A 26,141-nucleotide genomic window follows, 5' to 3' on the forward strand; every position below is an offset into this window, starting at 1 on the left:
GGGCAACCTTGCTCCGGAAGATGCAATGCTTAACAGACCATGTTCCTTGGCGATTGTCGCTATTTAGTTTCTGCTGGCAAAGCCCGGCATGAACCGAAACAATTGGCCGACGTCTAACGGCCACTACTGATCAGGAGTTACTCGATGAACGTTCGTCTGCTGGGTTTGGCGCTGGGCCTGGGTTTGGCTTTACCGGTGATTGCTCAGGCGCAGATGCTGCAGCCGGGGTTGTGGGAAATGACATCGAGCAACGTCAAAGTCGATGATCAGCCGATGGATGTGCAATCGATCCTCGGCCAGTTGCAAGGGCAGATGACCCCGCAGCAGCGCGCAGCGCTGGAGAAGCAGGGCATCAATATCGGCGGTAAAGGCATTCGTGCCTGCCTGACGCAGCAGCAGGTCGCGACCGACGATATTCCGTTGGCGGACCCGCAATCGGGCTGCAAGCAGCAGATCACCGACCGCACCGGCAACCAGTGGAAATTCCGTTTCAGTTGCCCGAAAGCTCAAGGCACTGGCGTGGCTACTTTCCTCAGTGATCGTGAGTTCACCACGGTGGCCAACGGCACGTTCAATGCGATTGGTATTCAGCAGAAGGGCAGTCTGGAAACGCGTGCGGTGTGGTTGGGTCAGGATTGCGGCACGGTTAAACCCCGCGCATAAAAAGCATCGCCAGCAGACTGGCTCCCACCTGGGGAATGTATTCCCTTGGGGGAGCCAGCCGGCTGCACATCTATGCTCAGCGCATAAACCGCAAGGGTAAGCCCTGACACCCATCGTTGACCCGATTGCCATCCCAGGCAATCTGCCCCGATACCAGCGTCGTCGTCACTCGATGTCGAAAGCTGCGTCCAGCAAACGGCGTCCACCCGCACTGCGACAGAATAGGCTGTCGATCCACTTCCAGCATCTGCGGCCGCACCAACACCAGATCCGCCCAATAACCTTCGCGCAAATACCCTCGATCCGGAATCGCAAACAGGTCCGCCACGCGGTGACTGGTCTTTGCCACTAACGTAGTGATCGGCAATACACCGTCTGCCACCAATTCCAAGAGCGCCGGCAGCGCATGTTGCACCAGTGGCAAACCGGACGGTGCCTGATCATATGGCCGCTGCTTTTCCGCCCAGGTATGCGGCGCGTGATCGCTGCCTATCACGTCTATTCGATTGCCGAGCAGCGCCTGACGCAACGCATCGCGATCAGCCTGGGTCTTGATCGCCGGATTGCATTTGATCTGATTGCCGAGGGCTGGGTAATCACGGTCATCGAACAGCAGGTGATGCAGGCAGACTTCGGCGGTTATGCGTTTCTGCGCCAGCGGTTGGTCCTCGAACAACTGCAGTTCGCGCGCCGTGGTCAGGTGCAAAACATGCAGGCGCGTGCCATGACGCTTGGCCAGATCCACCGCCAGCGATGAAGAGCGGTAGCAGGTTTCGGCATTGCGGATCAGCGCGTGAGCGGCGGCGGGCAGATGGGCGCCGAACAACTCGCGCAGGTTCGCGGCATTGGCATCGATGCTCGGCGTGTGTTCACAATGGGCGAGCAGAATCGTCGGCACCTCGGCGAACAGTCGCTCCAAGGTCTTGGGATCGTCCACCAGCATGTTGCCGGTGGAGGCGCCCATGAACACTTTGACCCCGGCCACTTCGCACGGATTGAGCGCGGCGACGATATCGAGATTGTCGTGGCTGACACCAAAGTGAAAGCCGTAATTCGCCACCGAGCTCATCGCCGCGCGCCGCTTTTTATCGGCCAGCGCATCAAGTGTGAGCGTCGCGGGATTGGTGTTGGGCATGTCCATGAAACTGGTGATGCCACCGGCCACCGCCGCGCGGGATTCGGTGTAGATACTGCCCTTGGCCGGAGCGCCGGGTTCACGAAAATGCACCTGGTCATCGATCATTCCCGGCAGCAGCCACTGGCCGTCGGCATCGATTTCCAGCGTGGCATTTTCATCCTCGATGCTGCGCGCGATCTTGACGATGCGACCGTTGCTGACCAGTAGATCGCCATCGAATTCGCGTCCCTCATTCACCAGTCGCGCATTGCGAATCAACACACTGCTCATAATTCAGAACTCGTTCTGCAAGGCTTTGTAGCCGCGCACCAGATCGACGTTGGTGCGCGCCACGTCCTCGGAAAACTCCGAAGCGCTGACGCTCACTGGCGGGAATTGCGAAAGGTCGGTGCCCGGGCCGATGCGGGTGGTGGAGGGTACGTAGAACGCGTCCGGCAAATCGCGGCCATCGACCACCGAGTTGTGCCGCACCACGCAACCGTTGCCGACCACGCAATTGAACAACACGCTGTTGAAGCCGATGAACACCCGGTCGCCGACCACGCACGGGCCATGCACGATCGAGCGATGGGCGATGGAGCTGAACTCGCCGATGGTCACTGCCGCACCGGATTTGGAGTGGATCACCACGCCGTCCTGAATGTTCGAATTGGCACCGATGGTGATCGGCTGCATGTCGCCCGTGGCATCCACTTCGTCAGCGCGGATTACCGCATACGGACCGACGAACACGTTTTCACCGATGACGACTTTGCCGCAGATGATCGCGGTTTTGTCGACGTAGGCAGACTCGGCAATCTGCGGCAAATCGCCGGAAGGATTTTTGCGGATCATGGCTGGCTCAGTGCTTGGTAAAGTGTGTTGAGGTTGTATTCGAACAGGCCGGTAAACGTGCTGGCCGGGCCGCTGGCGGCGAGCGCATCCGAATACAGCGTGCCGCCAATGTGCGCGCCACTTTCCTCGGCAATCTGTTTGAGCAGGCGCGCGTCCTTGATGTTTTCCATGAACACCGCTTTGACTTTGGCCTGACGAATCTGCGTGATCAGCGCGGCAACTTCGCTGGCGGATGGCTCGCGTTCGGTGGACAGCCCTTGCGGCGCCATGAAGTCGATTCCATACGCCTGCCCGAGATAACCGAAGGCATCGTGGCTGGTGACGATCTTGCGATTGCCCGGCGGCAGTGAACCGAGTTTGGTTTTGGCCTCGGCGAGCAGGGCGTAGATCTGTTTCAGATAGGCTTGGCTGTTGCGCTCGTAATCAGCCTTGTTGGCCGGGTCAGCGGCGATCAGCGCTTTGGTGATGTTGGCGACATACAGCTCGGCATTCGCCAGGTTGTGCCAGGCGTGCGGGTCGGGAACGGTTTCGCCGTCCTCATCCAGCGCGCGTGGAATCACGCCTCGGCTGGCATTGATCACCGTGGCTTTGGTCTCGGTACTGGTCACCAGTCGATCCAGCCACGGCTCGAATCCGAGTCCGTTTTTGATGATCAGCCTGGCTTTGAGCAAAGCCTTGGCATCGTCCGGTGTTGGCTCGTAGGTGTGGGCGTCGGCATCTGCACCGACCATGTTGGTGATCTGAATATGCTCGCCGCCGACCTGCTGCACCATGTCAGCGAGGATGCTGAAGCTGGTGACCACCGGTAATTTTTCCGCCGCCGATAACGACATCGACAGCATCAGGCTGAATAGCACGAGTAGAGCGCGCATCGGGAGACACCTCATTGGGATGTGAGCAAAGGCGGGCGGCGCAGCAAACCGTGCACCGGGCCGAACACTACGGACAGCAGATAAGCGCAACCCGCCACCAGCACGATGGCCGGGCCGCTGGGCAGTGAGTAGTAGAACGACAGCAGCAGTCCGAGCCATACCGAGAGGCTGCCGATCAATGCGGCGATGGCGATCAGCGTCGGCAAATGGCGACTCCAGAAGCGTGATGCGGCGGCGGGCAACATCATCAATCCGACCACCATCAATGCGCCGATGGCTTGAAAGCCGATCACCAGATTGAGCACCACCAAGGTCAGAAACACGCCGTGGGCAAGCGGCCCGAGGCGGCTGACAGTGCGCAGGAAAAGTGGGTCGAGGGTGTCGAGCAGCAGTGGTTTGTAGATCAGCGCCATGGCGATCAGGCTGAGTGCCGAGACCCATAACATGCCGGTGAGCGTCGGGCCGTCGACGGCCAATGCCGAGCCGAACAGCAGATGCAGAAGATCCAGGCGCTTGCCGGCTATACCGAGAATCAGCACGCCGCTGGCGAGGGAGATCGGGTAAATCGCGGCGAGGCTGGCGTCTTCGCGCAGGCCAGTGCGGCGGGTGATCCATGCGGCAATTCCGGCCATGCTTAGCCCGGCGCCGAGGCCTCCGATGGTCAGGGCGGGCAGACTTAGTCCGGCGAACCAGAAGCCGAGCGCAGCGCCAGGCAGGATGCCGTGGGCTACGGCATCGCCGATCAGACTCATGCGCCGCAGTATCAAAAACACCCCGAGCGGGGCTGTGCTGCAAGCCAGAACCAGACCGCCGATCAGGGCGCGGCGCATAAATACAAAGTCCTGGAACGGTTGCCAGAAATGCGCGATGGCCTGCATCAGGCCACCTGCGTGTGAGGAGTTTGCTGGATCAGTTCGGCGCTGTTGCCGAACACGCAGCCGCTGTTTTTGATCAGCAGGGTTTGCGGTATGTGTTGGCGCACGGCGGCGAGGTCATGACAGACCACAACCAAAGTCCGACCTAGTTCGTGCCATGTGTGCAGGTGCTGCCAGAGCAAAGCCTGACCGAGTTCATCGAGTGCCGCATGCGGTTCGTCGAGCAACAGCACAGGCGTATCGGCCAGACTCAGACGGGCGAGCAGGGCGCGTTGCAATTCACCGCCAGAGAGCGCCATCAACGGACGTTGTTCGAGACCGCTCAGGTGCCAGGCATCGAGTGCCTGCGCCAGGCGTTGTGCTCGAAGTTGCGTCGAAAGTCTGCGCCCCCAGAATCCGGCGGCTACCAGTTCTTCAAGACTGATCGGGAATTGACGATCCAGATGCTGTTGTTGCGGCAGGAATGACACACCGCTTTGTCTCGGCACGCTTAAGGCGACTTTTCCGGACAATGGTTTCTGCAAACCGGCGATGACTTTGAGCAGGCTGCTTTTGCCGCTGCCATTGACGCCAACGATGGCGGTGAGGCTGCCACTCTCCAATTGCAGATTCAGGGGTGGGGTTAGCGGTTGGCCGGGCGCACCCCAGCTCAGACCTTGGCAGCGGATCATGCTTGCTCCCGGCGCCAATGCGTTTCGGCAACTGCGTCATGGGCGTGCAGGCTTTCGGCGTGGATCACTCGTACGTGGAATTCGCTGATTCCGGGTGATCGCCGCAAGGCAAGATTCAGCCGGCGCGCGGCGTCTTCGCAGAACATCAGGTTCTGGCCGTTGGCGAGGGCGAAGGCTTGTTCATCGGCGCGCTTAACTGCGGTCTGCACGGCGGTGCCTAGCGCGGCTTCGGCGTCGTTGATGATTGCAGTCAGCGGCAGTTCATCGACGAAATCTTCCAGATGCACATGAATTTGCGCAGTGCTGCGTTGGCTGTGAGGGGTGGCGACAATGCCCTGAGTCGAGCCGAGCCAAGCCAAAACGTCCGCGTGCTCCAGCGACTGGTTGGCGAAATCGTCGACGAATTGCTGTTGAATAAGCTGTCTTGCTAACGCCGCTGAGCAAGGGCAAGTTGAGGAATATTCCACGCCAATTGTGAGTTCCACGTGGAACATCTGGTTTTTCAGAACGGCTGCGATGCTGACGGGATAGGCTTTCCATCCGCTCAGAGGACTGATCAGAGCAGGACGTTTCAGCAGCAAACTTGTGTGAATGTTGAGGTAGGCGTTATTCGACAGATCGGTATGTGTGTCGAGAAAGCGCTGCAAGACCTCACGTAAAAGCCCGGGCGTAAGACTGCACTGTTCCAGTTTCTCCAGCGCCAGATACAAGCGCGACATGTGAATTCCGCGCGCTTCGCCATTATCGAGACTGACGCCTGCATCCACCTTGGCAGCTAAACGCTGGCCTTCGATTAAAACAGGCAAGGCGATGCCATGCATTCCCACCCATTCAAGGGGTAACGCTTGGCGAACGGCTTGCGCGGCGATATCCGGCAGCGTCAGCGCATTCATGATTTGGTCCGTTGTGATGATTGAAATTGATGTTACATTATAACAATACAATCAACGACCAATTTTTCATGAACAAGCTTTCATCGACGCAAGCGCTGGTTGAGCGGGCGTTGATTTGGCGACTGCCTGATAAGGATTACCCCCTTGCCTATCCCACTTCCAGTGACCGTTTTATCCGGCTTTCTCGGCGCCGGAAAAAGTACACTTCTGAATTACGTACTACGTAATCGCGACAATCTGCGCGTAGCCGTCATCGTCAACGATATGAGCGAGATCAACATCGATGGCAGCGAAGTTCAGCGTGATGTCAGCCTGAATCGTGCAGAAGAAAAACTGGTCGAGATGAGTAACGGCTGTATCTGCTGTACGTTACGCGAGGACTTGCTGGAGGAGGTCAGCAAGCTCGCCGGCGAAGGACGTTTCGACTATCTGCTGATTGAGTCGACCGGCATCGCCGAACCCATGCCAGTCGCCGAGACCTTCACTTTCCGTGATGAGCACGGCCAGAGTCTGGCCGACATCGCCCGTCTCGACACCATGGTCACTGTGGTTGATGGCATGAACTTCCTGCTTGATTACCAGGCAGCGGAAAGTCTCGCGTCTCGCGGGGAAACACTCGGTGAAGAAGACGAGCGCTCCATTACCGATCTGCTGATCGAGCAAATCGAATTCGCCGACGTCCTGCTGATCAGCAAGATCGACTTGATCAGCCGGCGTGATAGGGAAGAGCTCACCGCTATCCTCAAACGTCTAAATGCCCATGCCGAAATCATCCCGATGGTCATGGGCGAAGTGCCGCTGGAGAAAATCCTCAATACCGGCCGCTTCGACTTCGAAAAGGCAGCCCAGGCACCGGGCTGGTTGCAGGAGCTACGCGGTGAGCATGTCGCGGAAACTGACGAATACGGCATCGCGTCATTTGCTTACCGCGCACGCCGTCCATTTCACCCGCAGCGTTTTTTCAGTTTCATCGACCGCCCGTGGCTGAATGGCAAATTGCTGCGTTCGAAAGGCTTCTTCTGGCTCGCGAGTAAACCGCAGGATGCCGGCAGCTGGTCGCAGGCCGGCGGCTTGATGCGTCATGGTTTTGCCGGACGCTGGTGGCGCTTCGTGCCAAAAGATCAATGGCCGCAAGACGAGGAAAACACCGCGGCGATCATGGAAAACTGGACGAGCGATGTCGGAGATTGCCGCCAGGAATTGGTGTTCATCGGTCAGAACATCGATTTCCTGCAGCTCGCGTCGGAACTCGACAGCTGCTTGCTCACGGCTGAGGAAATGGCGCTCGGCACGCAAGGCTGGCAAGCGCTGCCCGACCCGTTCGGCCCTTGGCACGAAGAGGCTGCCTGATGCTCGCCCTGAAACCGCTGCAATCCACAACGCGCCATCAGCATCACGGCCGAGGCCCCCAAGCCTTGGCGCGAATCCTTGAAGATGAAGTGAATCTCGCGGTCTGGCAGCGTCAATTGCCGTTGCACATCAGCGACTTCGCCAACCTGTTACTGTCGCTCCACCAGCCTTATGCCGAGTCGCTGCACCTGGAATTGGCTGATGAAGACGCTGAGCCGGATCTTACGAGTCTGGTCACCGGATTGCGCGAGCTTGAAGGCTACGAAGGTTTTATCGCGGATCTGAAATGGCTGGTCAGCGCCTTCGCTTGTCTGCTCGGTGCGCGACGCATCGGGTTGCGCCTGCGGGTCTTGGATGCGGCGATGTGTCCGCGCTTCCACGTCGACCATGTACCGGTGCGGCTGATCACCACCTATGCCGGCATCGGCAGCGAGTGGCTGAAAGAAGGCGCGATGGATCGCCGGCAACTGGGAAAACCGTTGAGCGAACCGCAGGAAAAATCACAGATCCAACAACTGGCCAGCGGCGAAGTGGCGTTGCTCAAAGGCGAAAAATGGAGCGGCAACGAAGGTTTCGGTCTGATCCACCGCTCGCCACAACCGGCGCCGGGCGAAAGGCGGCTGATACTCACCCTCGATTGGCTCGGCTAACGCCTCAAGGCTTGAGCCATTTGCCCTGGCTTTGCGCCTCGCAGTACGGCTGCAAATACGCCGCGTCCGTGGCTATGCCGTAATAGTGGATATCCTGGCGATAAGGCATATTGGCGACTTGCGCGTTGCTGCACACGCCGAAAGCCCCGCTCGGACAATGGTCGACGTACTGCACGTCGACCTTTTGCCCGGCCAAAGCGGGTTTGCAGAAGCCGCCGCTGAAAAGTTCTTCCGGGATGTTGCGGTTCTGCTGGCAGACTTTCACGTCGAGTCGCTCGGCCTGGCTGTGCACCACGCACGCTTGCGCCAAGGCCTCGCCCGACATCAGTGCCAACAGCAATGAGCATCCCATCCACCGCATCTTCAACCTCCAGAAAGCCTCAATCATGTTGCAGAACATTCCTACCCACGTCATCGCCGGGCCGTTGGGCGCCGGCAAGACCAGTCTGATCCGCCAGCTCATGGCCCAGCGGCCGAAGGGCGAACGCTGGGCGGTGCTGATTAACGAGTTCGGTCAGATCGGCCTCGACGCCGCACTGCTGACCAGCGACGCCGATGGTATCGCACTGGGCGAAGTGGCCGGGGGGTGTTTGTGTTGCGTGAATGGTGCGCCGTTTCAGATCGGGCTTGGACGCTTGTTGCGCAAGGCCAGGCCGGATCGGCTGTTCATTGAGCCGTCCGGGCTGGGGCATCCGGCGCAATTGCTCAGGCAATTGAATGAGGCGCCATGGCTAGGCGTATTGGCAGTGCAGCCGTGTTTGCTGGTGCTGGATGCCCAAGCGCTGGCGGCGGGCAAACCGTTGCCAGCAGCGCAACAACAGGCTTTGGCCAGTGCCGGTTTGCTGCTGCTGAACAAGGCAGAAAATCTCGATCAGAACGCCCGCGAGCAGATTGCCAGGCAGTTGCCACCGCGCAAGTTGATCTGGACGCAACACGCTGAGCTGCCATTGAGCGAGTTGCCTGGGCTGGCAGTACAGGGCGTCGAAGGTGTCGATAACTTCGTCATGCCCAAAGGACTGGCGCAGATGCCGGCCGTCTGGAGTGAGTCAACGCAGCCGATTTTTCTGAGTCAGTCACAAGAGGATGGTTGGAGTGTCGGTTGGCGCTGGCACCCAAGTCAGGTGTTCGACGCGGCGCGTGTCACCGATTGGCTGAAAACCTCGAGCTGGCGCCGCGCGAAACTGGTTATCCACAGCCCGCATGGTTGGGTTTCAGCGAATGTTTTAGACAATGATGACTGGGATTGGCAGCCCAGTGAATGGCGACGCGATTCGCGAATCGAGCTGATTTTCAGCGGTCCGCAGGATGTCGACCAATTACAGGCACAACTGGCTGGCTGCCGGATTCAGGCCTCCTAGCTCAAGGCTTCCACTTGGTGTGATCCTGCCGCCACTGACTCAGCTCGATCACCTGCGCCCGTGGCTTGGCCACTTCCACCACCGGCGGTGTGTCATCGAACGGCGCCGGGTAGGGCGCCAGTTCAATCTGCGCACTGTGTGCGCCGAATTGGGTGATGGTGCCGTTATGCCGGGTTTCGCCGGTCACGGTGAATTCGAAGTTGTAGACACGAGCCAGTCGCCGCCGCCCGCGCGCATCCTTGATAAAGCCGATCTTCCTCAGCGCCACGTTACCGTCGAGCAGCTCGACGCCGGCGTTCACGCAATGCTGTTTGACCCGCTCCAGCGCCCGCTCGCGCAAACCGTGGTTGTGCCACAGCCATGCGCCGCCCATGGCGAACAGCATCAACACGAAAATATTTTCCAGGGTCAGCATCAACAAGGAACTCCAATAGATGGCGTCAGCTTAACTGCGTCGCCGGTCTGTCGTACAGGCTGCGTTTCGTCGCATACTGCGCGGCTTGAATTTCAATCGTTTTACGGAAAAACCCGAATGAAACGTACGCCTCATCTGCTCGCTATCCAGTCCCATGTGGTGTTCGGCCACGCCGGCAACAGCGCTGCGGTTTTTCCCATGCAGCGGGTCGGGGTCAATGTCTGGCCGCTCAACACTGTGCAGTTTTCCAACCACACCCAATATGGTCAGTGGGCGGGCGAAGTGTTGCCGCCGCAGCAGATCGGCGAGCTGGTCGAAGGCATTGCCGCGATTGGTGAGCTGGGTAATTGCGATGCGGTGCTGTCCGGTTATCTCGGCAGCGCGGCGCAGGGGCGGGCGATTCTCGGCGGTGTGGCGCGGATCAAGGCGGTCAATCCCAAGGCCTTGTATCTATGTGATCCAGTGATGGGCCATCCCGAGAAGGGTTGCAGCGTGCCGGCTGAGGTCAGTGATTTTCTGCTGGAGGAAGCGGCGGCGGTGGCGGATTTCATGTGCCCGAACCAGTTGGAGCTGGACAGCTTCTCCGGGCGCAAACCGCAGTCGCTGTTCGATTGCCTGGCCATGGCGCGCGCATTGCTGGCACGCGGGCCGAAAGCGGTGCTGGTCAAACACCTGGACTATCCGGGCAAACCGGCCGATGGTTTTGAAATGCTGCTGGTGACCGCCGAGGGCAGTTGGCATCTGCGGCGTCCGCTGCTGGCGTTCCCGCGTCAGCCGGTGGGCGTGGGCGATCTGACGTCCGGGCTGTTTCTGGCGCGGGTGCTGCTCGGTGACAGCCTGTTGGCGGCGTTCGAATTCACCGCTGCGGCAGTGCATGAAGTGCTGCTGGAGACTCAGGCGTGTGCCAGTTACGAGTTGCAGCTGATTCGAGCGCAGGACCGGATTGCGCATCCGCGAGTGAAGTTCGAAGCGACGGCGATCAGTCTGTAAGTTCGCGTCGCCCCAATCGCGGGCAAGCCCGGCTCCCACAGGGTTCTCTGTTGAAACACGATTGTGTATTCAGCACAAAAACCTGTGGGAGCCGGGCTTGCCCGCGATAGCTATCTAAAGGCGTGAACGCATCAAGCGTCGCCCTTGATCTCCTGGTAACGCTTTTCCAGTTCCTGGCGAATCTGCCGACGCTGCTGCGCCTGCATATAACGACGCTTGTCTTCACTGTTCTGCGGCTGTAGCGGTGGCACCACGGCAGGTTTGCGCTGGTCATCCACCGCCACCATGGTGAAGAAGCAGCTGTTGGTGTGGCGCACCGAGCGCTCGCGGATGTTTTCGGTCACCACTTTGATACCGACTTCCATCGAGGTGTTGCCGGTGTAGTTCACCGACGCGAGAAAGGTCACCAGTTCGCCGACATGGATCGGCTCGCGGAAAATCACCTGATCCACCGACAGGGTCACCACATAGCGACCGGCATAACGGCTGGCGCAGGCGTAGGCCACTTCGTCGAGGTATTTGAGCAGGGTGCCGCCGTGGACATTGCCAGAAAAATTGGCCATGTCGGGGGTCATCAGTACCGTCATCGACAGCTGGGCGTTTCCGGGTTCCATAACGTTCTCACGGGTCAAGGCAGGATTACGGGAAGAACACCTCTGCGGGTGCCTGGTCGCTTTTTCAAAACCACCGTTATCGGGACGCCAAGCGACTGGCTGCCGTCACGCCGGGATCGATCTGTTTCCATATATTGCACCGCCTTTCAGCTGGAAGTCGCGGTGTTACCCTGCGAAAGCCCCGCCCAAGGGCAATTCCCACAGCAAAAGCGGATTTTTACTCGGCTCGCCCGGACTCTTCTGACGTCTTGATGGGCGCCTCGTCACTCAAGGAGCCCACGCCATGCATGCGATCAGCTTTATCCAGGATCTGGCAGTGATCATGTTGATCGCAGGTGTGGTGACCGTGTTGTTCCACCGTTTCAAGCAGCCGGTGGTGCTCGGCTACATCGTTGCCGGCTTCATTATCGGCCCGCACACCCCGCCGTTCGGCCTGATCCACGACGAAGAAACCATCAAGACCCTTGCCGAACTCGGGGTGATCTTCCTGATGTTCTGCCTAGGTCTGGAGTTCAGCCTGCGCAAGCTGTTCAAGGTTGGCGCCACGGCGTTTATCGCGGCATTCCTCGAAATCGTGCTGATGATCTGGATCGGCTACGAAATCGGCCGCTGGTTCGACTGGAACACCATGGATTCGCTGTTCCTCGGCGCGATCCTGGCGATTTCCTCGACCACCATCATCGTCAAAGCGCTTAACGATCTGAAGATGAAAAACGAGCGGTTCGCGCAGTTGATCTTCGGCGTGCTGATTGTCGAAGACATCCTCGGCATCGGCATCATCGCCTTGCTGTCGAGCATTGCCGTCAGTGGCACGGTGAGTTCCGGCGAAGTGTTCTCCACGGTCGGCAAACTCTCGCTGTTCATGATTGTGGCGCTGGTAATCGGCATCCTGCTGGTGCCGCGATTGCTGGCCTATGTGGCGAAATTCGAAAGCAACGAGATGCTGCTGATCACCGTGCTCGGCCTGTGTTTCGGCTTCTGCCTGCTGGTGGTCAAACTCGAATACAGCATGGTGTTCGGCGCGTTTCTGATTGGCGCGATCATGGCCGAGTCGCGGCAACTGCTGAAGATCGAGCGCTTGATCGAGCCGGTGCGTGATTTGTTCAGCGCAATCTTCTTTGTCGCCATCGGCCTGATGCTCGATCCGCTGATCCTGTTGCAATATGCATGGCCGATCGCCGTGATCACCGTAGCCGTAGTGCTCGGCAAGATGGTGTCCTGCGGCCTCGGGGCGTTTATCGCCGGCAATGACGGACGCACCTCACTGCGCGTCGGCATGGGTCTTTCGCAGATTGGCGAATTTTCTTTCATCATCGCTGCACTGGGCATGACCCTGCAGGTCACCAGCAACTTTCTTTATCCGGTGGCCGTGGCTGTTTCGGTGATTACCACGCTGCTCACGCCATACCTGATCCGCGCGGCTGATCCGCTATCAATCAAGCTGTCGGCGGCGATGCCGCAGCGTTTGGGACGGGTGCTGAGTATGTATGGCGAATGGCTGCGCAGCATTCAGCCACAGGGCGAGGGCGCGATGCTCGCATCGATCATCCGGCGGATTCTGTTGCAGGTCGGGGTCAATCTGGCGCTGGTGATCGCGATTTTCTTCTCGGGCGCGTTCTTCGCCGAGCGTATTTCGACTTACCTGCAAGACTGGATTGGTGATCCGAGCTGGCAGAAAGCGTTGATCTGGGGTGGGGCGCTGCTGCTGTCGTTGCCGTTCTTGATCGCGGCCTACCGCAAGCTTAAAGCGCTGTCGATGCTGCTGGCGGAGATGGGCGTGAAACCGGAGATGGCCGGGCGTCACACGCAGCGAGTGCGTCGGGTGATCGCCGAAGTGATCCCGATTCTCTCGCTGCTGGTGATTTTCCTGCTGTTGGCAGCCTTGTCGGCCAGTATCTTGCCGACCAACAAGTTGCTGGTGCTGGTCGCCGTGGTCGCTGCCGCCGTGGCGGCGCTGCTGTGGCGCTGGTTCATCCGCGTGCACACGCGGATGCAGGTGGCCTTGCTGGAGTCGCTCGACAACCACAAAGAGCCGTCGGGGCACTGACCATCCGAGGGCGATTGGCCGATCAGCTTTCCAGCCAGACGTCCCGCGCCCAATGCCAGACCGATTCCCAGGTTTCTTCGGCAATCAGTTCTTCTTCGGCCTGCCACAACACCACGGTGCCGTCTTCTTCGACGCAGTAGTAATCGTCGCCGTCCTGACAGATCGGGATCAGACTGCGATCAACCCCGGCGTCCCATGCATTGGCGGCCACGTCCGGCAGATAGGTATGCGATTGCGGATCGGTGACGGTTACCGGCTCCAGGCTGCCGTAGACCACGTCGCTGACGGTCAGCAAAAATTCTCTGAAGACAAACGGGATGTCGATGAACAGCTGTTCTTCGATTTCTACCAGCAGATCTTCGTCTGGCAGCTCCAAGGGGACCGGTACCGGTTCGTTGGCTTCACGCAGTTGTTCGATGATTTCTTCCACGTCCGGGATCCTCTTGCTTGTATGGCGCGGTTTATATGGGGCGGTTTATACAGTAGCTCGCTATAGATGCAACCGCGAAATAGAAAACCCCAGCCGAGGCTGGGGTTTTCGTTACAACATACTTAACGCAGAGGGTATCAGCCGTTCTGGCGGATACCGGCCACCAGCCAAGGCTGGTTTTCGCCCTGCGGACGTTCCATGTTCCAGCTTTCGCTGAACACTTCGCCCTGGTCGAAACGCGAGGTTTTCGACACGCCGCTGAAGGTCAGGGTGGCGATGGTCTTGTCCGCACGGTCATCCACGCCGTCCAGTTGAACCTGGAGGTTGTCGATGTAGGTCGACTGGAAGCCGTCGCCCAGATCTGCACGCTCGCGCTTGAGGAACTCAAGCAGTTGCGGCGTCACGAACTCGGCAATCTTGTCCATTTCGTTGGCGTCCCAGTGCTGCTGCAGCGACTGGAAGTGGTTACGGGCGGCTTCGATAAAGCGCTGCTCGTTGAACCACGCCGGAGCGTTGATTACCGGACGGGCGGCAGCCGGTGCAGCCGAACCACCAAAGATCGAACCCATGCCTGCTGGCTTCTGCTCGAAGGTTTCACGCTGCATCGGCGCGCCGGCCGGAGCCAGATGCTCCTGCTGCTTGCGGCGACGGGCGGCAATAAAGCGGAAGATCACGAACGCGATCAAGGCCATGATCAGGATGTCGAAAATCTGCATGCCCTGGAAACCGTCGCCCATGAACATGGACGCAAGCAGGCCACCGGCGGCGATGCCGGCCAGAGGGCCGAGCCAGCGCGAAGCACCGCCAGCCTTGGCTGCAGCGCCCGCGGCACCGGCAGCACCAGCGGTGGCAGCAGCGCCGCCCGCAGCAGAAGAAGGAGCCATTTGGCTGGTCTGGTGCGTCGGCGCAGCGCCGGCGCTTTTGCCACCACCAAAGCGCTTTGCATTGGCATCGAGGCTCATCGTCAGGCCGATACACAACGCCATGGCGATGCTAAGAAAACGTTTCATACGGAATTCCCGTTTAGTGAGACATGCGCGTCATGTTGCACAGCTGAAGTGTTACTGGCTAGCGACAGAGTGTTTCGGGCTTTTGCCTGACAGGTGAGGTTCAGCTTCGGACAGCGCAATAGGACCTGTTAACTTTGGTCTGTAGGAAGGAGGAATAAGTTCTGTGGGAATAGTTGTGTGGGAGCAAGCCTGCTCGCTCCCACAACCCAGGCTTAAATGGCTTCGAGTTTCGCGTAGCCGAGCATCAGCCACTTGCTGCCTTCGCCGAAGTTGACCTGCACTCGAGCCTGAGCGCCGGCGCCTTCGAAGTTGAGAATCACGCCTTCGCCAAAGATCGAATGGCGCACGGCCTGACCAAGGCTGAATCCCGTCTCCGGAATTTCGCTGCCGGCGAACAGATTGCTGCCGCTCATCGACTGATTACCGCCGAACGGTCGACTGACGCTGTTCGACAAGCGCACTTCCTGAATCAGACCTTTCGGCACCTCGCGTACGAAACGCGAGACCTTGTTGTAAGTCTCGCTGCCGTACAGACGGCGGGTTTCGGCGTAGGTCATCACCAGATTCTGCATCGCCCGAGTGATGCCGACATACGCCAGACGCCGTTCTTCCTCGAGACGCCCCGGTTCTTCCAGGCTCATCTTGTGCGGGAACAGGCCTTCTTCCATGCCCACCAGGAACACGTAAGGGAATTCCAGACCTTTGGCGCTGTGCAGCGTCATCAGTTGAATGCTGTCTTCGTGCTCGTCGGCCTGAGTATCGCCGGCCTCCAAGGAGGCGTGGCCGAGGAATGCCGCGAGTGGCGTCAACTCTTCGTCTTCTTCGGTGTTCTCGAAGTTGCGCGCAGCGCTGACCAGTTCCTCAAGGTTTTCTACCCGGGCCTGGCCTTTTTCGCCTTTTTCCGCTTCGTGATAGGCGATCAGACCGGATTGCTCGATGACCGTCTGGGTCATCAAGTGCAACGGCATCTCGGCGCACTTGGCGGAGAGGTTCTCGATCAGCTCGATAAACCCACCCAACGCGCCGGCCGCACGCCCGGTCAGGCCTTTGTTGGCGACCAATTGGCGCATGGCTTCCCACATCGAAACATCGGCGTGGCGCGCATGTTCGCGGATCGCTTCGACGGTTTTCTCGCCGATGCCACGTGCCGGAACGTTAATCACCCGTTCCAGCGCCGCATCGTTGCCGCGACCCTCAAGCAAACGCAGGTAAGCCATGGCGTTCTTGATTTCCGCCCGCTCGAAGAAGCGCTGGCCGCCGTAGATGCGGTAAGGAATCCGCTCACGCAGCAAGGCTTCTTCCAGAACGCGCGATTGGGCGTTGGAGCGGTACAAAATCGCGATATCGCTGCGCGCAAGGCCGGTTTTCAGCGCGCTTTCGATGGTTTCGACAACGTAGCGTGCTTCATCGTGTTCGTTGAACGCGGCGTAAAGATTGATCGCTTCGCCGTCGCCGCCGTCCGTCCACAACTCTTTACCGAGGCGCCCGGTGTTGTTGGCGATCAGCGCGTTGGCGGCTTTGAGGATGCCGGCGGTGGAGCGGTAGTTCTGCTCCAGACGAATGGTTTCGGCATCCGGGAAGTCGGCGGTATACTGGTGAATGTTCTCGATTTTCGCGCCGCGCCAGCCGTAGATCGACTGGTCGTCGTCGCCGACCACCATCAGGCTGTCGCCGCCCTGCGCCAGCAGGCGCAACCAGGCGTACTGCACGGCGTTGGTGTCCTGGAACTCGTCCACCAAAACGTGGCGGAAGCGCTTCTGATAATGCGCCAGCAGACCCGGGTGGTCGCGCCACAGGTCGAGGGCGCGCAGCAGCAGTTCGGAGAAGTCGATCACGCCAGCGCGCAGGCACGCGGCCTCGTAGGCCTCATAAATGCTGCGCATGGTTGCCAGAAACAGATCGCCGCTGGCCTGAATGTGTTGCGGACGCAGACCTTCGTCTTTCTGCCCATTGATGAACCACTGCGCCTGACGCGCCGGCCAGCGTTGCTCGTCGAGACCCAGCTCGCGGATCACCCGCTTGACCAGCCGTTGCTGGTCGTCGCTGTCGAGAATCTGGAAAGTCTGGCTCAGCCCGGCTTCCTGCCAGTGCGCCCGCAGCAAGCGGTGCGCCAGGCCGTGGAAGGTACCGACCCACATGCCGGCCGGGTTGATACCCATCAACTGCTCGATGCGGTGGCGCATCTCGGCAGCGGCCTTGTTGGTGAAAGTCACCGACAGGACGGAGTGGGGCGAGGCGTTCTCGACCTGGATCAACCAGGCGATACGGTGCACCAGCACTCGGGTTTTACCGGAACCAGCACCGGCCAGGACCAACTGACGACCCACGGAGGCAGCTACGGCCTGGCGTTGGGCATCGTTGAGGGAGTTCAGCAGAAGGGAGAGATCATCGCGCATCGGGGCATTCTAGGGTGCGCCGCCAGCCCGGGCAAACCGAGCTTTGCATTAGCCGATGAAAGTGCTGCCGATGACGACCGGTCAGTCACCGGCTACAGGCGTTGCCCCGCCTCGCCTCGGGACTTTTGAGGAGGGTAAAAGGCCGAAAAGTCTGGCTGAAATTCTGCTCGCGAGCAGTGTGGCAAGTGAATCGGCTTGTGTATGCTCCGTCCACGTTTCCGGGCGCATGCCCACATCTATAAGAACAAGAACGTTGCCTATGACCCTCAGCTCAGACCTGTCGGGCCCCTCCGTGGAACCCCGGGTTATCCGCAAACACTACGCCACCGAGATGGCGGTCGAGCGCACGCGCCTGCTTTATCAGGGTTCGCTGCTGCCGACGCTGTTCATGTTGATCAATGGTCTGGTCTGCGCCGGTTTGCTCTGGAGCCCGCAGCGTTACTTCGTGGTCAGCGTCTGGCTGGTGTGGCTGCTGTCATTGGTGGCGTTGCGGGTGATTCAGGTCGCGGCGTTCGATTCGGCGATCCCTGACCGTCAGGCCCAGCCGATCTGGCGGCGGATGTTTCTGCTCGGTTCGACCATGACCGGCCTGACTCTGGCCGGCGCCGGCATCGCTCTGGTGCCCGCCGACAATTTCATCGAGCAAGCCTGGGTGTTCGGCCTGATTGGCGCGGCGACGCTCTCGGCCAGCGTTGCTTACGCGGTGAGTCTCCCGGCGTTTCTGTCCTTTACATTGCCCTGTCTGCTGCCCGCCATCGGTTTCCTGTTCTGGGGCGGCGGCGACCAAGCGCGTGGTTGGGGTTGGCTCGGGCTTATTCTTCTTGGCTCGCTGAGTGTGGTGGCGTGGCAGGTTCACCGTTTGATCGATCGCGGCTTGCTGCGGCGCTTTCAAACTCAGCACCTGATCGAACATCTGCAGCAAGCGCAGACTCGCAGCGAACAACTCAATCAGGAGCTGGCCAGGGAAATCGACCAGCGCCGTTGCGTCGAGGGCAAATTGCGCGAGGCGCAAGTCGAACTGGAAGCGCGCGTCGCTCAGCGCAGCCTGGAACTGGACGCCGCCAATCAGGCCCTGAGCAAAAGCGAAGCGCGGCTGGCGCTGGCGTTGAAAGCCAGTGAGTTGGGCTTGTGGGACTGGAACCTGCAAACCGATGAAGTGCATCACACGCAGCTTCAGGAACTGTTCGGCCTCGCCCCTGAGTACGTCACGGCACTGCTCAGGGATCTCAAGCCGCGGCTGCACCCGGATGACTTGCCGTTGCTCAAGTTTGCACTGGTCGAGCATCTGAAAGGTCGCACCGAGGACTATCAGATCGAATACCGCGTGCGTCATGGCGATGGCCATTGGGTGTGGATTGAAGACCGTGGCCGCGCGGTTGAGCGCAGCGACAGCGGCCGGGTGATCCGTATGGTCGGCACCCGCCGCGACATCAGCGTGAGCAAAAGCCTGGAGGTGCAGCAGCAACTGGCGGCAACCGTGTTTGAAGCGGCCAGCGAAGGCATCGTGATTCTTGATCCGAACTACTCGCTGATTGCTATCAATCAGGCGTTCAGCCGGGTCACCGGTTACGACATCGACGACATGCTCGGGCGCAACGTGGTCGAGTTGCCGTGCAGTCGCGACGCGCGTCGACATTACGCGGCCATTCGCCAGGCGTTGGAGCAGCACGGCAGTTGGCAAGGTGAGCTGGTGGAAACCCGCAAGAACGGCGAGTTGTACCCGCAGTGGCTGCAACTGAATGTCGTGCGTGATCGCCGGGGAAGTGTCAGTCATATCGTCGGCTTCTTCGCCGATCTGTCCGCGCGTCGCGAATCTGAAGAGCGTATGCGCTACCTGACGCACTACGACGAACTCACGGGACTGGCCAACCGCTCGCTGTTCCGCGACCGTCTGCACGAAGCGCATCAACGCGTGCGGCAGGGCGGACGCCGCAGTCTGGCTTTGCTGCACATCAACCTGGATCGCTTCAAGCTGCTCAACGATAGCCTCGGCCATGAAATCGCCGATCAGTTGCTGCAAAAAATGTCGCGGCGCCTGGTCATCGCTTTGCCGGAAGCCGACACCATCGCCCGCCTGTCCGGCGACGAGTTTGCGGTGTTGTTCGATGCTTATGGCAGCCTGTCGAGTCTGGCGCGGGTCGCTACACGGCTTTCGACCAAACTGCGCTTGCCGCTGATCATCGACGGACATGAGTTGGTAGTCAGCGCCTCGATGGGCATCAGCATGCTGCCGGACAACGCCCGGGAAATCTCCGCGCTGGTCAGTCAGTCGAACATGGCCATGCAACACGCCAAACACTTGGGCGGCAACAACTTCCAGTTCTACACCGAAAGCCTGCAAGCCAGCACCCTTGAGCGTCTGCAGCTGGAAAACCAGCTACGCAAAGCCATCGAAGAAAGACAACTGCACGTCTTCTATCAACCCAAGCTGTGTCTGGAAACGGGACGGCTGAACGCCGCCGAAGCACTGGTGCGCTGGGATCATCCGACCATTGGCCGAGTGCCGCCGGGGGATTTCATCGGCTTGGCTGAGGAAACCGGATTGATCGGGCCGATTGGCGAGTTCGTGCTGCGCCAGGCCTGTTTGCAGGCGTGTGAATGGCAGCGGCAAGGGCTGGCGCCGATTCGGGTCTCGGTAAATCTGTCGGGGCACCAGTTGCGCCAAGGCAAACTGGTCAGTCTGGTGCGCCAAGTGCTCGAAGAAACCGGCCTCGCGCCGTACTACCTCGAACTCGAACTTACCGAAAGTCAGCTACTCGACAGCGTTGAACACATCATCGCCACGTTCCAGCAACTGCGTGATCTTGGGGTGAAGTTGGCCATCGACGACTTCGGCACCGGCTATTCGTCGCTGAGTTATCTGAAGCGGATTCCGGTGGACTACGTGAAGATCGATCAGGCGTTCATTCGCGGACTGGGGGAGGGCAGCGAGGACGCGGCTATTACTCGCGCGATCATTGCGATGGCGCATGGGTTGTCGCTGAAAGTCGTGGCTGAAGGCGTCGAACGGCCGGAGCAGCTGGAGTTTTTGCGGGCTGAGGGCTGTGATGAGGTGCAGGGTTATTTGATCAGCCGTCCGGTTGAGGCGACGACTCTGGCCGAGTTACTACGCGGGCAGGAAAAACCGGCATAAAGGGCTACATACAGAGGACGACGCCTGATCCGGGGGCATCCAGATACGCATTGAGCAGGCAAAATGCCGATTCATGTAGTATAACTACAAGCTTGCTACATCCCCGGCATCTGCCCCATAACAAGAGTCCAGTCCTTTGAATCTGCTGCAACATATTGCCCAGTCACGTCACCTGTTACGCAAGTCGGAGCTCAAGGTCGCCGACCACGTGCTGCTTGACCCTGCGGCGGTGATGCACAGTTCCATGGCCGACCTGGCGCACAGCGTCGGTATCAGCGAACCGACCATCGTGCGCTTCTGTCGTGCCATCGGTTGTTCGGGTTTTCAGGATCTGAAACTCAAGCTCGCGCAGAGCCTTGCGGCCGGCGCCAGTTTTGGTCAGTTCGCCATTCATGAAGACGACTCCGTCGCCGACTACAGCCTGAAGATTTTCGACACCACCTTGCACACGCTGATGGAGGTTCGCGAGAAGCTCGATCCGCTGGAATTGCAGCGCGCGGTGACGTTGATGTCGCAGGCGCAGCGCGTCGAGTTCTACGGCTTTGGTGCGTCGGGCGCGGTGGCCGCGGATGCCCAGCACAAGTTCTTCCGTTTGCTGCTGACGGCGGCGGCGTATTCCGATCCGCACATGCAGGCGATGTCCGCAGTAACGTTGAAACCGACTGATGTGGCGATCTGCATTTCGCAGTCCGGTCGATCCAAAGATCTGCTCATTACCGCCAATCTGGTGCGTGAGAGCGGTGCTTCGTTGATTACGCTGTGCCCGAGCCAGACGCCGTTGGCCGAGCTTTCGACGGTCAACCTGGCGATTGATGTGCATGAAGACACTGAAATTTATACACCGCTGACTTCACGCATTGCTCACCTGGTAGTGATCGACGTGTTGGCGATGGGCGTGGCGATGGCGCGTGGGCCGAGCCTGGTCAACCATCTCAAGAGCGTCAAACGCAGCCTGCGCAGCTTGCGCCTGTCGCCCAAATCGGTGAAAGCGCTGGACGACTGACCCTGGAATGCGGGGCTGTTGTGGCGAGGGAGCTTGCTCCCGCTTGAGTGCGCAGCGCTCACAAAAATATCGGGGCCGCTGCGCGACCCAGCGGGAGCAAGCTCCCTCGCCACAAATTGCCTCTGCCCTGAAGAATTTCATCTGCCTGTAACCTGCAAGCAGCCAAACCGTCATCCCCCGCGCCTATCGTGAAACTCCCGTAAACGCCTTGGGAGACTCGAAATGGCTCAGCCTTACGAAGAACGCAACAGCGCCGCGAAAACCCGTCGTCAGCAGGAAGATCAGCGCCGTATGGAATTTCGCCGCGCTATCGAAGATCGCGCAGAACAGCGCCTGCTGCTCGCCGAAATCGACGATTTTGCCGAGATCAATCACTGGCAGGCAGCACCGGCAGTTTCCCGGCGAAACGCTCAACCAGCGCGCTGATCTGCACGCGCTCGGCGCGGATAAACGCCAGGAAGGCGTGTGCTACCGGTGACAGGCGTTTGGCTTTGGCCTGCACCAGGCACCAGCTACGGAACAGTGGAAGTTCCTCGACCGGCAACTCGACCAGTGCGCCGGTCGCCAGCTCAAGGTTCAGGGCGTGGCGCGTCAACAGCGCCAGGCCCAGACCCGCCAGCACGCATTCACGCTGAGCTTCGGCCGACGCCACTTCCTGGGTCTGCGTGAAGTGCACGCGCTTCTCTTTGAAGTATTCCTCGCAAGCCATGCGTGTGCCTGAACCGGCTTCACGAATCAACAGCGTGTAAGGCTCCAGATCCTGCAAGCGCAGCGGCCCCATGTGCGACAGCGGATGATCCGGCGGCGCGACGGCCACAATCGGGTTGTTGAGGAAGGGCAGGAATTCCAGGCCCATGTCCTGCGGCACCATCGACATGATCACCAGATCGTCGCGGTTGTCCGAGAGACGGCGAATCACCTGGCCACGGTTAACCACAGTCAGTTGCAGATTCACTTCGGGGTGCTGGCGTTTGAATGCAGCAAACAGATGCGGCACGAAGTATTTGGCGCTGGATTCCACCGCCAGTTTCAGCTGGCCCTGCAACGAACCCTGCATGTCCGACAGCTGCATATCGAGGTTTTCCAGCCGTCCGAAAATGTCGCGACTGGCACGCTGAAGCGCTTCCGCTGCCTCGGTCATGTACAGTTTCTTGCCGACATAATCGAATAATGGCTGGCCGATCAGCTCTTCAAGCTGCCGAATCTGTAGGCTGACGGCGGGTTGTGTGAGCGACATTTCCTCGGCTGCACGGCTGTAGGAACGTAAATCACACACTTCATTGAAGATCTGCAATTGACGCAATGTCATACGCATCAATGACTTACGCATTTTATAAGCACTCTGAACGCAGGCTGATGCGACGACTATAAGTCTTTACTTATGGCTGACCCAATTTTTATTCATTTTTGTTAATCCCTTATGAGCGCTAGTGTGGGGGCGCGACCAGATTGAAACATTTGGTCACGCGTCGACCTGGGTCTAGCAGGTCGTGATGCCACCGGCTCAAGGGAACCTCCAAGTGATAAAAAAGATCCTGATCGCCAACCGTGGTGAGATTGCCGTACGAATCGTGCGAGCCTGCGCCGAAATGGGTATCCGCTCGGTCGCGATCTACTCCGACGCCGACCGTCATGCGCTGCACGTGAAGCGTGCGGACGAGGCCCACAGTATTGGCGCCGAACCATTGGCCGGTTACCTCAACCCGCGCAAGCTGGTGAACCTGGCGGTGGAAACCGGCTGCGATGCGCTGCACCCCGGCTACGGTTTTCTTTCGGAAAACCCGGAACTGGCGGACATCTGCGCCGAGCGCGGGATCAAATTCATTGGCCCGTCGGCGGAAGTCATTCGCCGCATGGGCGACAAGACCGAAGCGCGCCGCAGCATGATCAAGGCTGGCGTGCCAGTGACACCGGGCACCGAGGGCAACGTGGCGGACATCGCCGAAGCCCTGACCGAAGGCGACCGCATCGGTTACCCGGTGATGCTCAAGGCCACGTCCGGTGGTGGCGGTCGCGGTATCCGTCGCTGCAACAGCCGCGAAGAACTCGAACAGAATTTCCCCCGCGTCATTTCCGAAGCGACCAAGGCTTTCGGTTCGGCGGAAGTGTTCCTGGAAAAATGCATCGTCAATCCGAAACACATTGAAGCGCAGATCCTTGGCGACAGCTTCGGCAACGTCGTGCATCTGTTCGAACGTGACTGCTCGATCCAGCGCCGCAACCAGAAGCTGATCGAAATCGCCCCGAGCCCGCAATTGACTCCGGAACAGCGCGCCTACATCGGCGACCTTTCGGTGCGTGCGGCCAAGGCTGTGGGTTACGAGAACGCCGGCACCGTGGAGTTCCTGCTCGCCGAGGGCGAGGTGTACTTCATGGAGATGAACACCCGGGTGCAGGTCGAACACACCATCACCGAAGAAATCACCGGCATCGATATCGTCCGCGAACAGATTCGCATCGCTTCCGGCCTACCACTGTCGGTGAAGCAGGAAGACATTCAGCACCGCGGATTTGCCCTGCAATTTCGCATCAACGCCGAAGACCCGAAAAACAACTTCCTGCCGAGCTTCGGCAAGATCACCCGTTATTACGCACCCGGCGGCCCTGGCGTGCGCACCGACACGGCGATCTACACCGGCTACACCATCCCGCCGTTCTACGACTCGATGTGCCTGAAACTGGTGGTCTGGGCGCTGACCTGGGAAGAGGCGATGGACCGTGGCTTGCGCGCCCTCGACGACATGCGTCTGCAAGGCGTGAAGACCACCGCCGCGTACTATCAGGAAATCCTGCGCAACCCGGAATTCCGTAGCGGCCAGTTCAATACCAGCTTCGTTGAAAGCCATCCTGAACTGACCAACTACTCGATCAAGCGCAAACCCGAAGAGCTGGCCCTGGCCATCGCCGCCGCCATCGCCGCCCACGCAGGCCTGTGAGGAATACAACAATGTCCAAGAAGATCTTTGTCACCGATACCATCCTGCGCGACGCCCATCAATCGCTGCTCGCCACCCGCATGCGCACGGAAGACATGCTGCCGATCTGCGACAAGCTCGACAAAGTCGGCTACTGGTCGCTGGAATGCTGGGGCGGTGCGACGTTCGACGCCTGCGTACGTTTTCTGAAAGAAGACCCGTGGGAGCGTCTGCGCCAGTTGCGCGCGGCGCTGCCTAACACGCGTCTGCAAATGCTCCTGCGCGGGCAGAACCTGCTGGGCTACCGCCATTACAGCGACGACGTGGTCAAAGCGTTCGTGGCCAAGGCAGCGGTCAACGGCATCGACGTGTTCCGCATTTTCGACGCGATGAACGACGTGCGTAACCTGCGCGTGGCCATCGAAGCGGTGAAAGCGGCGGGCAAACATGCCCAGGGCACCATTGCCTACACCACCAGTCCGGTGCACACCATCGACGCGTTCGTGGCGCAAGCCAAGCAGATGGAAGCCATGGGTTGCGACTCGGTTGCGATCAAGGACATGGCCGGCCTGCTGACCCCTTACGCCACTGGTGAACTGGTTCGAGCATTGAAAAGCGAGCAGTCGCTGCCGGTGTTCATCCATTCGCATGACACCGCTGGCCTGGCAACCATGTGCCAACTCAAGGCCATTGAAAACGGCGCCGATCACATCGACACCGCGATCTCCAGCTTCGCTTCCGGCACCAGCCACCCAGGCACCGAATCGATGGTCGCCGCCCTTAAAGGCAGCGAGTACGACACCGGCCTGAATCTGGAACTGCTGCAAGAGATCGGCCTGTACTTCTACGCCGTGCGCAAGAAGTACCACCAGTTCGAAAGCGAGTTCACCGCCGTCGACACCCGCGTGCAAGTCAACCAGGTGCCGGGCGGGATGATCTCCAACCTGGCCAACCAGTTGAAAGAGCAGGGCGCTCTGAATCGCATGGCTGAAGTGCTGGCAGAGATCCCGCGCGTGCGTGAAGACCTCGGCTTCCCGCCGCTGGTGACCCCGACGTCGCAGATCGTCGGCACCCAGGCGTTCTTCAACGTGTTGGCCGGCGAGCGTTACAAGACCATCACCAACGAAGTGAAGCTCTATCTGCAAGGTGGCTACGGCAAGGCTCCGGGCGTGGTCAACGAGAAGCTGCGTCGTCAGGCGATCGGCAGCGAAGAAGTGATCGACGTGCGTCCGGCTGATCTGCTCAAGCCGGAAATGACCAAGCTGCGTGCCGATATCGGCGCACTGGCCAAGTCCGAAGAAGACGTGCTGACCTACGCGATGTTCCCGGACATCGGCCGCAAATTCCTCGAAGAACGCGCTGCCGGCACCCTGACGCCGGAAGTGCTGCTGCCGATTCCCGAGGCCGGCGCAGTGGCCTCGGCGGGCGGCGAGGGTGTACCGACCGAGTTCGTCATTGACGTCCACGGTGAAACCTACCGCGTCGACATCACTGGTGTCGGCGTCAAGGCTGAAGGCAAGCGTCACTTCTACCTGTCCATCGACGGCATGCCGGAAGAAGTGGTGTTCGAACCGCTCAACGAATTCGTCGGTGGCGGCAGCAGCAAGCGCAAACAGGCTTCTGCACCGGGCCATGTCAGCACCACCATGCCGGGCAACATCGTCGATGTGCTGGTCAAGGAAGGCGACACCGTCAAGGCTGGCCAGTCGGTGCTGATCACCGAAGCGATGAAGATGGAAACTGAAGTCCAGGCGGCCATCGCCGGCAAGGTCACCGCGATTCATGTGGCCAAGGGTGACCGAGTGAATCCGGGCGAAATTCTGATCGAGATCGAAGGCTGAGATACACGCCTCGATACAACGTTTAAACCTCGGGGGGGCATGT

General features: G+C 59.6%; 24 protein-coding genes. 11 read left to right on the forward strand and 13 right to left on the reverse strand.

Going from position 1 to position 26,141, the window contains the following annotated elements; genetic code table 11:
* The first annotated feature begins 144 nt into the window (after positions 1 to 144).
* The gene (locus ACP7EE_RS03555; protein WP_420649356.1) at positions 145 to 663 is read left to right on the forward strand and encodes a DUF3617 domain-containing protein; all 519 of its coding nucleotides are present in this window, start codon (positions 145 to 147) and stop codon (positions 661 to 663) included.
* A gap of 76 nt (positions 664 to 739) precedes the next feature.
* On the opposite strand, the gene ACP7EE_RS03560 is transcribed toward ACP7EE_RS03555, so the two are convergent.
* From ACP7EE_RS03560 to folE2, 6 genes are read right to left on the reverse strand one after another with little or no spacing between them, the layout of a single operon-like run.
* Complete coding sequence (locus tag ACP7EE_RS03560; protein WP_426233536.1) at positions 740 to 2,071, reverse strand: dihydroorotase; 1,332 nt, start codon at positions 2,069 to 2,071, stop codon at positions 740 to 742.
* Positions 2,072 to 2,074: 3 nt separating this feature from the next.
* Positions 2,075 to 2,635 carry a carbonate dehydratase gene (locus ACP7EE_RS03565; RefSeq protein ID WP_420649354.1) on the reverse strand — a complete coding sequence of 187 codons (561 nt, stop codon included), beginning with the start codon at positions 2,633 to 2,635 and terminating at the stop codon, positions 2,075 to 2,077.
* The gene (locus ACP7EE_RS03570) at positions 2,632 to 3,507 is read right to left on the reverse strand and encodes a metal ABC transporter substrate-binding protein (RefSeq protein ID WP_426233538.1); all 876 of its coding nucleotides are present in this window, start codon (positions 3,505 to 3,507) and stop codon (positions 2,632 to 2,634) included. Before ACP7EE_RS03570 ends, ACP7EE_RS03565 begins: the two co-directional genes overlap by 4 nt.
* A gap of 11 nt (positions 3,508 to 3,518) precedes the next feature.
* Positions 3,519 to 4,385 (reverse strand): metal ABC transporter permease, encoded by an 867-nt coding sequence (locus tag ACP7EE_RS03575; RefSeq protein WP_426203439.1) that lies wholly within the window; start codon positions 4,383 to 4,385, stop codon positions 3,519 to 3,521.
* A complete protein-coding gene (locus ACP7EE_RS03580) occupies positions 4,385 to 5,053 on the reverse strand; it encodes a metal ABC transporter ATP-binding protein (protein ID WP_426233541.1) in 669 nt (222 codons plus the stop codon). Before ACP7EE_RS03580 ends, ACP7EE_RS03575 begins: the two co-directional genes overlap by 1 nt.
* Positions 5,050 to 5,946 carry a GTP cyclohydrolase FolE2 gene (gene folE2 / locus ACP7EE_RS03585; protein WP_426233543.1) on the reverse strand — a complete coding sequence of 299 codons (897 nt, stop codon included), beginning with the start codon at positions 5,944 to 5,946 and terminating at the stop codon, positions 5,050 to 5,052. Before folE2 ends, ACP7EE_RS03580 begins: the two co-directional genes overlap by 4 nt.
* A gap of 144 nt (positions 5,947 to 6,090) precedes the next feature.
* Between folE2 and zigA the strand changes: the two genes are divergently transcribed.
* Both zigA and ACP7EE_RS03595 read left to right on the forward strand, forming a co-directional pair.
* Positions 6,091 to 7,296 (forward strand): zinc metallochaperone GTPase ZigA, encoded by a 1,206-nt coding sequence (gene zigA, locus ACP7EE_RS03590; protein ID WP_426233545.1) that lies wholly within the window; start codon positions 6,091 to 6,093, stop codon positions 7,294 to 7,296.
* Positions 7,296 to 7,946, forward strand: coding sequence for a DUF1826 domain-containing protein (locus ACP7EE_RS03595; RefSeq protein WP_426233547.1), 651 nt, complete (start codon positions 7,296 to 7,298; stop codon positions 7,944 to 7,946). Before zigA ends, ACP7EE_RS03595 begins: the two co-directional genes overlap by 1 nt.
* Before the next feature lie 4 nt (positions 7,947 to 7,950).
* Here ACP7EE_RS03595 and ACP7EE_RS03600 read toward each other — a convergent pair whose 3' ends face one another.
* Complete coding sequence (locus ACP7EE_RS03600) at positions 7,951 to 8,307, reverse strand: NADH:ubiquinone oxidoreductase (RefSeq protein ID WP_426233549.1); 357 nt, start codon at positions 8,305 to 8,307, stop codon at positions 7,951 to 7,953.
* Positions 8,308 to 8,332: 25 nt separating this feature from the next.
* Between ACP7EE_RS03600 and ACP7EE_RS03605 the strand changes: the two genes are divergently transcribed.
* Positions 8,333 to 9,304, forward strand: coding sequence for a CobW family GTP-binding protein (locus ACP7EE_RS03605; RefSeq protein ID WP_426233551.1), 972 nt, complete (start codon positions 8,333 to 8,335; stop codon positions 9,302 to 9,304).
* Position 9,305: 1 nt separating this feature from the next.
* On the opposite strand, the gene ACP7EE_RS03610 is transcribed toward ACP7EE_RS03605, so the two are convergent.
* Entirely contained in the window at positions 9,306 to 9,719 is a 414-nt protein-coding gene (locus ACP7EE_RS03610) for a DUF3301 domain-containing protein (RefSeq protein ID WP_426233553.1), read from the reverse strand.
* Positions 9,720 to 9,836: 117 nt separating this feature from the next.
* Between ACP7EE_RS03610 and pdxY the strand changes: the two genes are divergently transcribed.
* Complete coding sequence (gene pdxY, locus ACP7EE_RS03615; RefSeq protein ID WP_426233555.1) at positions 9,837 to 10,709, forward strand: pyridoxal kinase PdxY; 873 nt, start codon at positions 9,837 to 9,839, stop codon at positions 10,707 to 10,709.
* Positions 10,710 to 10,840: 131 nt separating this feature from the next.
* On the opposite strand, the gene ACP7EE_RS03620 is transcribed toward pdxY, so the two are convergent.
* The gene (locus tag ACP7EE_RS03620) at positions 10,841 to 11,323 is read right to left on the reverse strand and encodes an acyl-CoA thioesterase (protein WP_420649343.1); all 483 of its coding nucleotides are present in this window, start codon (positions 11,321 to 11,323) and stop codon (positions 10,841 to 10,843) included.
* Between the two features lie 283 nt (positions 11,324 to 11,606).
* On the opposite strand from ACP7EE_RS03620, the gene ACP7EE_RS03625 reads away from it, so the two are divergent.
* A complete protein-coding gene (locus tag ACP7EE_RS03625; RefSeq protein WP_426233557.1) occupies positions 11,607 to 13,370 on the forward strand; it encodes a cation:proton antiporter in 1,764 nt (587 codons plus the stop codon).
* Between the two features lie 22 nt (positions 13,371 to 13,392).
* Here the strand turns inward: ACP7EE_RS03625 and ACP7EE_RS03630 are convergent, their stop codons facing one another.
* The 3 genes from ACP7EE_RS03630 to uvrD all read right to left on the reverse strand — a co-directional run bounded on the left by ACP7EE_RS03630 (position 13,393) and on the right by uvrD (position 17,206).
* Positions 13,393 to 13,800: an SMI1/KNR4 family protein gene (locus ACP7EE_RS03630; RefSeq protein ID WP_003187120.1), complete on the reverse strand. Its 408-nt coding sequence runs from the start codon at positions 13,798 to 13,800 to the stop codon at positions 13,393 to 13,395.
* 137 nt (positions 13,801 to 13,937) lie between these two features.
* Positions 13,938 to 14,810, reverse strand: a complete 873-nt coding sequence (locus ACP7EE_RS03635; RefSeq protein ID WP_426203419.1) for a Tim44 domain-containing protein — start codon at positions 14,808 to 14,810, stop codon at positions 13,938 to 13,940.
* 212 nt (positions 14,811 to 15,022) lie between these two features.
* Positions 15,023 to 17,206: a DNA helicase II gene (gene uvrD, locus ACP7EE_RS03640; protein ID WP_426233559.1), complete on the reverse strand. Its 2,184-nt coding sequence runs from the start codon at positions 17,204 to 17,206 to the stop codon at positions 15,023 to 15,025.
* A gap of 259 nt (positions 17,207 to 17,465) precedes the next feature.
* Between uvrD and ACP7EE_RS03645 the strand changes: the two genes are divergently transcribed.
* The 3 genes from ACP7EE_RS03645 (at position 17,466) to ACP7EE_RS03655 (ending at position 21,768) form a co-directional block, all read left to right on the forward strand.
* Positions 17,466 to 20,339, forward strand: coding sequence for an EAL domain-containing protein (locus ACP7EE_RS03645; RefSeq protein ID WP_426233561.1), 2,874 nt, complete (start codon positions 17,466 to 17,468; stop codon positions 20,337 to 20,339).
* A gap of 136 nt (positions 20,340 to 20,475) precedes the next feature.
* Positions 20,476 to 21,342 (forward strand): transcriptional regulator HexR, encoded by an 867-nt coding sequence (hexR, locus tag ACP7EE_RS03650; RefSeq protein WP_007954250.1) that lies wholly within the window; start codon positions 20,476 to 20,478, stop codon positions 21,340 to 21,342.
* 222 nt (positions 21,343 to 21,564) lie between these two features.
* Positions 21,565 to 21,768, forward strand: coding sequence for a PA3496 family putative envelope integrity protein (locus ACP7EE_RS03655; RefSeq protein WP_420649338.1), 204 nt, complete (start codon positions 21,565 to 21,567; stop codon positions 21,766 to 21,768).
* On the opposite strand, the gene ACP7EE_RS03660 is transcribed toward ACP7EE_RS03655, so the two are convergent.
* Positions 21,710 to 22,672, reverse strand: a complete 963-nt coding sequence (locus ACP7EE_RS03660; RefSeq protein ID WP_426203413.1) for a LysR family transcriptional regulator — start codon at positions 22,670 to 22,672, stop codon at positions 21,710 to 21,712. The two genes, ACP7EE_RS03655 and ACP7EE_RS03660, sit on opposite strands and share 59 nt — an antisense overlap.
* 190 nt (positions 22,673 to 22,862) lie before the next feature.
* On the opposite strand from ACP7EE_RS03660, the gene ACP7EE_RS03665 reads away from it, so the two are divergent.
* A complete protein-coding gene (locus ACP7EE_RS03665) occupies positions 22,863 to 24,278 on the forward strand; it encodes an acetyl-CoA carboxylase biotin carboxylase subunit (protein ID WP_420649336.1) in 1,416 nt (471 codons plus the stop codon).
* Positions 24,279 to 24,289: 11 nt separating this feature from the next.
* The gene (oadA, locus tag ACP7EE_RS03670; RefSeq protein ID WP_426233563.1) at positions 24,290 to 26,098 is read left to right on the forward strand and encodes a sodium-extruding oxaloacetate decarboxylase subunit alpha; all 1,809 of its coding nucleotides are present in this window, start codon (positions 24,290 to 24,292) and stop codon (positions 26,096 to 26,098) included.
* Positions 26,099 to 26,141: the final 43 nt, after the last annotated feature.

The sequence above is a fragment of the Pseudomonas sp. TWP3-2 genome (genome assembly GCF_049897765.1).
Lineage (GTDB): Bacteria > Pseudomonadota > Gammaproteobacteria > Pseudomonadales > Pseudomonadaceae > Aquipseudomonas.

What these genes read in the sequence shown, in the direction of transcription:
- ACP7EE_RS03655 (WP_420649338.1), top strand. Translation starts at nt 21,565, where the DNA reads ATGGCTCAGCCTTACGAAGAACGCAACAGCGCCGCGAAAACCCGTCGT.
- ACP7EE_RS03570 (WP_426233538.1), bottom strand. Translation starts at nt 3,507, where the DNA reads ATGCGCGCTCTACTCGTGCTATTCAGCCTGATGCTGTCGATGTCGTTA.
- ACP7EE_RS03645 (WP_426233561.1), top strand. Translation starts at nt 17,466, where the DNA reads ATGACCCTCAGCTCAGACCTGTCGGGCCCCTCCGTGGAACCCCGGGTT.
- folE2 (WP_426233543.1), bottom strand. Translation starts at nt 5,946, where the DNA reads ATGAATGCGCTGACGCTGCCGGATATCGCCGCGCAAGCCGTTCGCCAA.
- ACP7EE_RS03625 (WP_426233557.1), top strand. Translation starts at nt 11,607, where the DNA reads ATGCATGCGATCAGCTTTATCCAGGATCTGGCAGTGATCATGTTGATC.
- uvrD (WP_426233559.1), bottom strand. Translation starts at nt 17,206, where the DNA reads ATGCGCGATGATCTCTCCCTTCTGCTGAACTCCCTCAACGATGCCCAA.
- pdxY (WP_426233555.1), top strand. Translation starts at nt 9,837, where the DNA reads ATGAAACGTACGCCTCATCTGCTCGCTATCCAGTCCCATGTGGTGTTC.
- ACP7EE_RS03555 (WP_420649356.1), top strand. Translation starts at nt 145, where the DNA reads ATGAACGTTCGTCTGCTGGGTTTGGCGCTGGGCCTGGGTTTGGCTTTA.
- ACP7EE_RS03620 (WP_420649343.1), bottom strand. Translation starts at nt 11,323, where the DNA reads ATGGAACCCGGAAACGCCCAGCTGTCGATGACGGTACTGATGACCCCC.
- ACP7EE_RS03575 (WP_426203439.1), bottom strand. Translation starts at nt 4,385, where the DNA reads ATGCAGGCCATCGCGCATTTCTGGCAACCGTTCCAGGACTTTGTATTT.
- ACP7EE_RS03595 (WP_426233547.1), top strand. Translation starts at nt 7,296, where the DNA reads ATGCTCGCCCTGAAACCGCTGCAATCCACAACGCGCCATCAGCATCAC.
- ACP7EE_RS03635 (WP_426203419.1), bottom strand. Translation starts at nt 14,810, where the DNA reads ATGAAACGTTTTCTTAGCATCGCCATGGCGTTGTGTATCGGCCTGACG.
- ACP7EE_RS03600 (WP_426233549.1), bottom strand. Translation starts at nt 8,307, where the DNA reads ATGCGGTGGATGGGATGCTCATTGCTGTTGGCACTGATGTCGGGCGAG.
- ACP7EE_RS03610 (WP_426233553.1), bottom strand. Translation starts at nt 9,719, where the DNA reads ATGCTGACCCTGGAAAATATTTTCGTGTTGATGCTGTTCGCCATGGGC.
- ACP7EE_RS03580 (WP_426233541.1), bottom strand. Translation starts at nt 5,053, where the DNA reads ATGATCCGCTGCCAAGGTCTGAGCTGGGGTGCGCCCGGCCAACCGCTA.
- ACP7EE_RS03565 (WP_420649354.1), bottom strand. Translation starts at nt 2,635, where the DNA reads ATGATCCGCAAAAATCCTTCCGGCGATTTGCCGCAGATTGCCGAGTCT.
- ACP7EE_RS03660 (WP_426203413.1), bottom strand. Translation starts at nt 22,672, where the DNA reads ATGCGTAAGTCATTGATGCGTATGACATTGCGTCAATTGCAGATCTTC.
- ACP7EE_RS03605 (WP_426233551.1), top strand. Translation starts at nt 8,333, where the DNA reads ATGTTGCAGAACATTCCTACCCACGTCATCGCCGGGCCGTTGGGCGCC.
- ACP7EE_RS03560 (WP_426233536.1), bottom strand. Translation starts at nt 2,071, where the DNA reads ATGAGCAGTGTGTTGATTCGCAATGCGCGACTGGTGAATGAGGGACGC.
- oadA (WP_426233563.1), top strand. Translation starts at nt 24,290, where the DNA reads ATGTCCAAGAAGATCTTTGTCACCGATACCATCCTGCGCGACGCCCAT.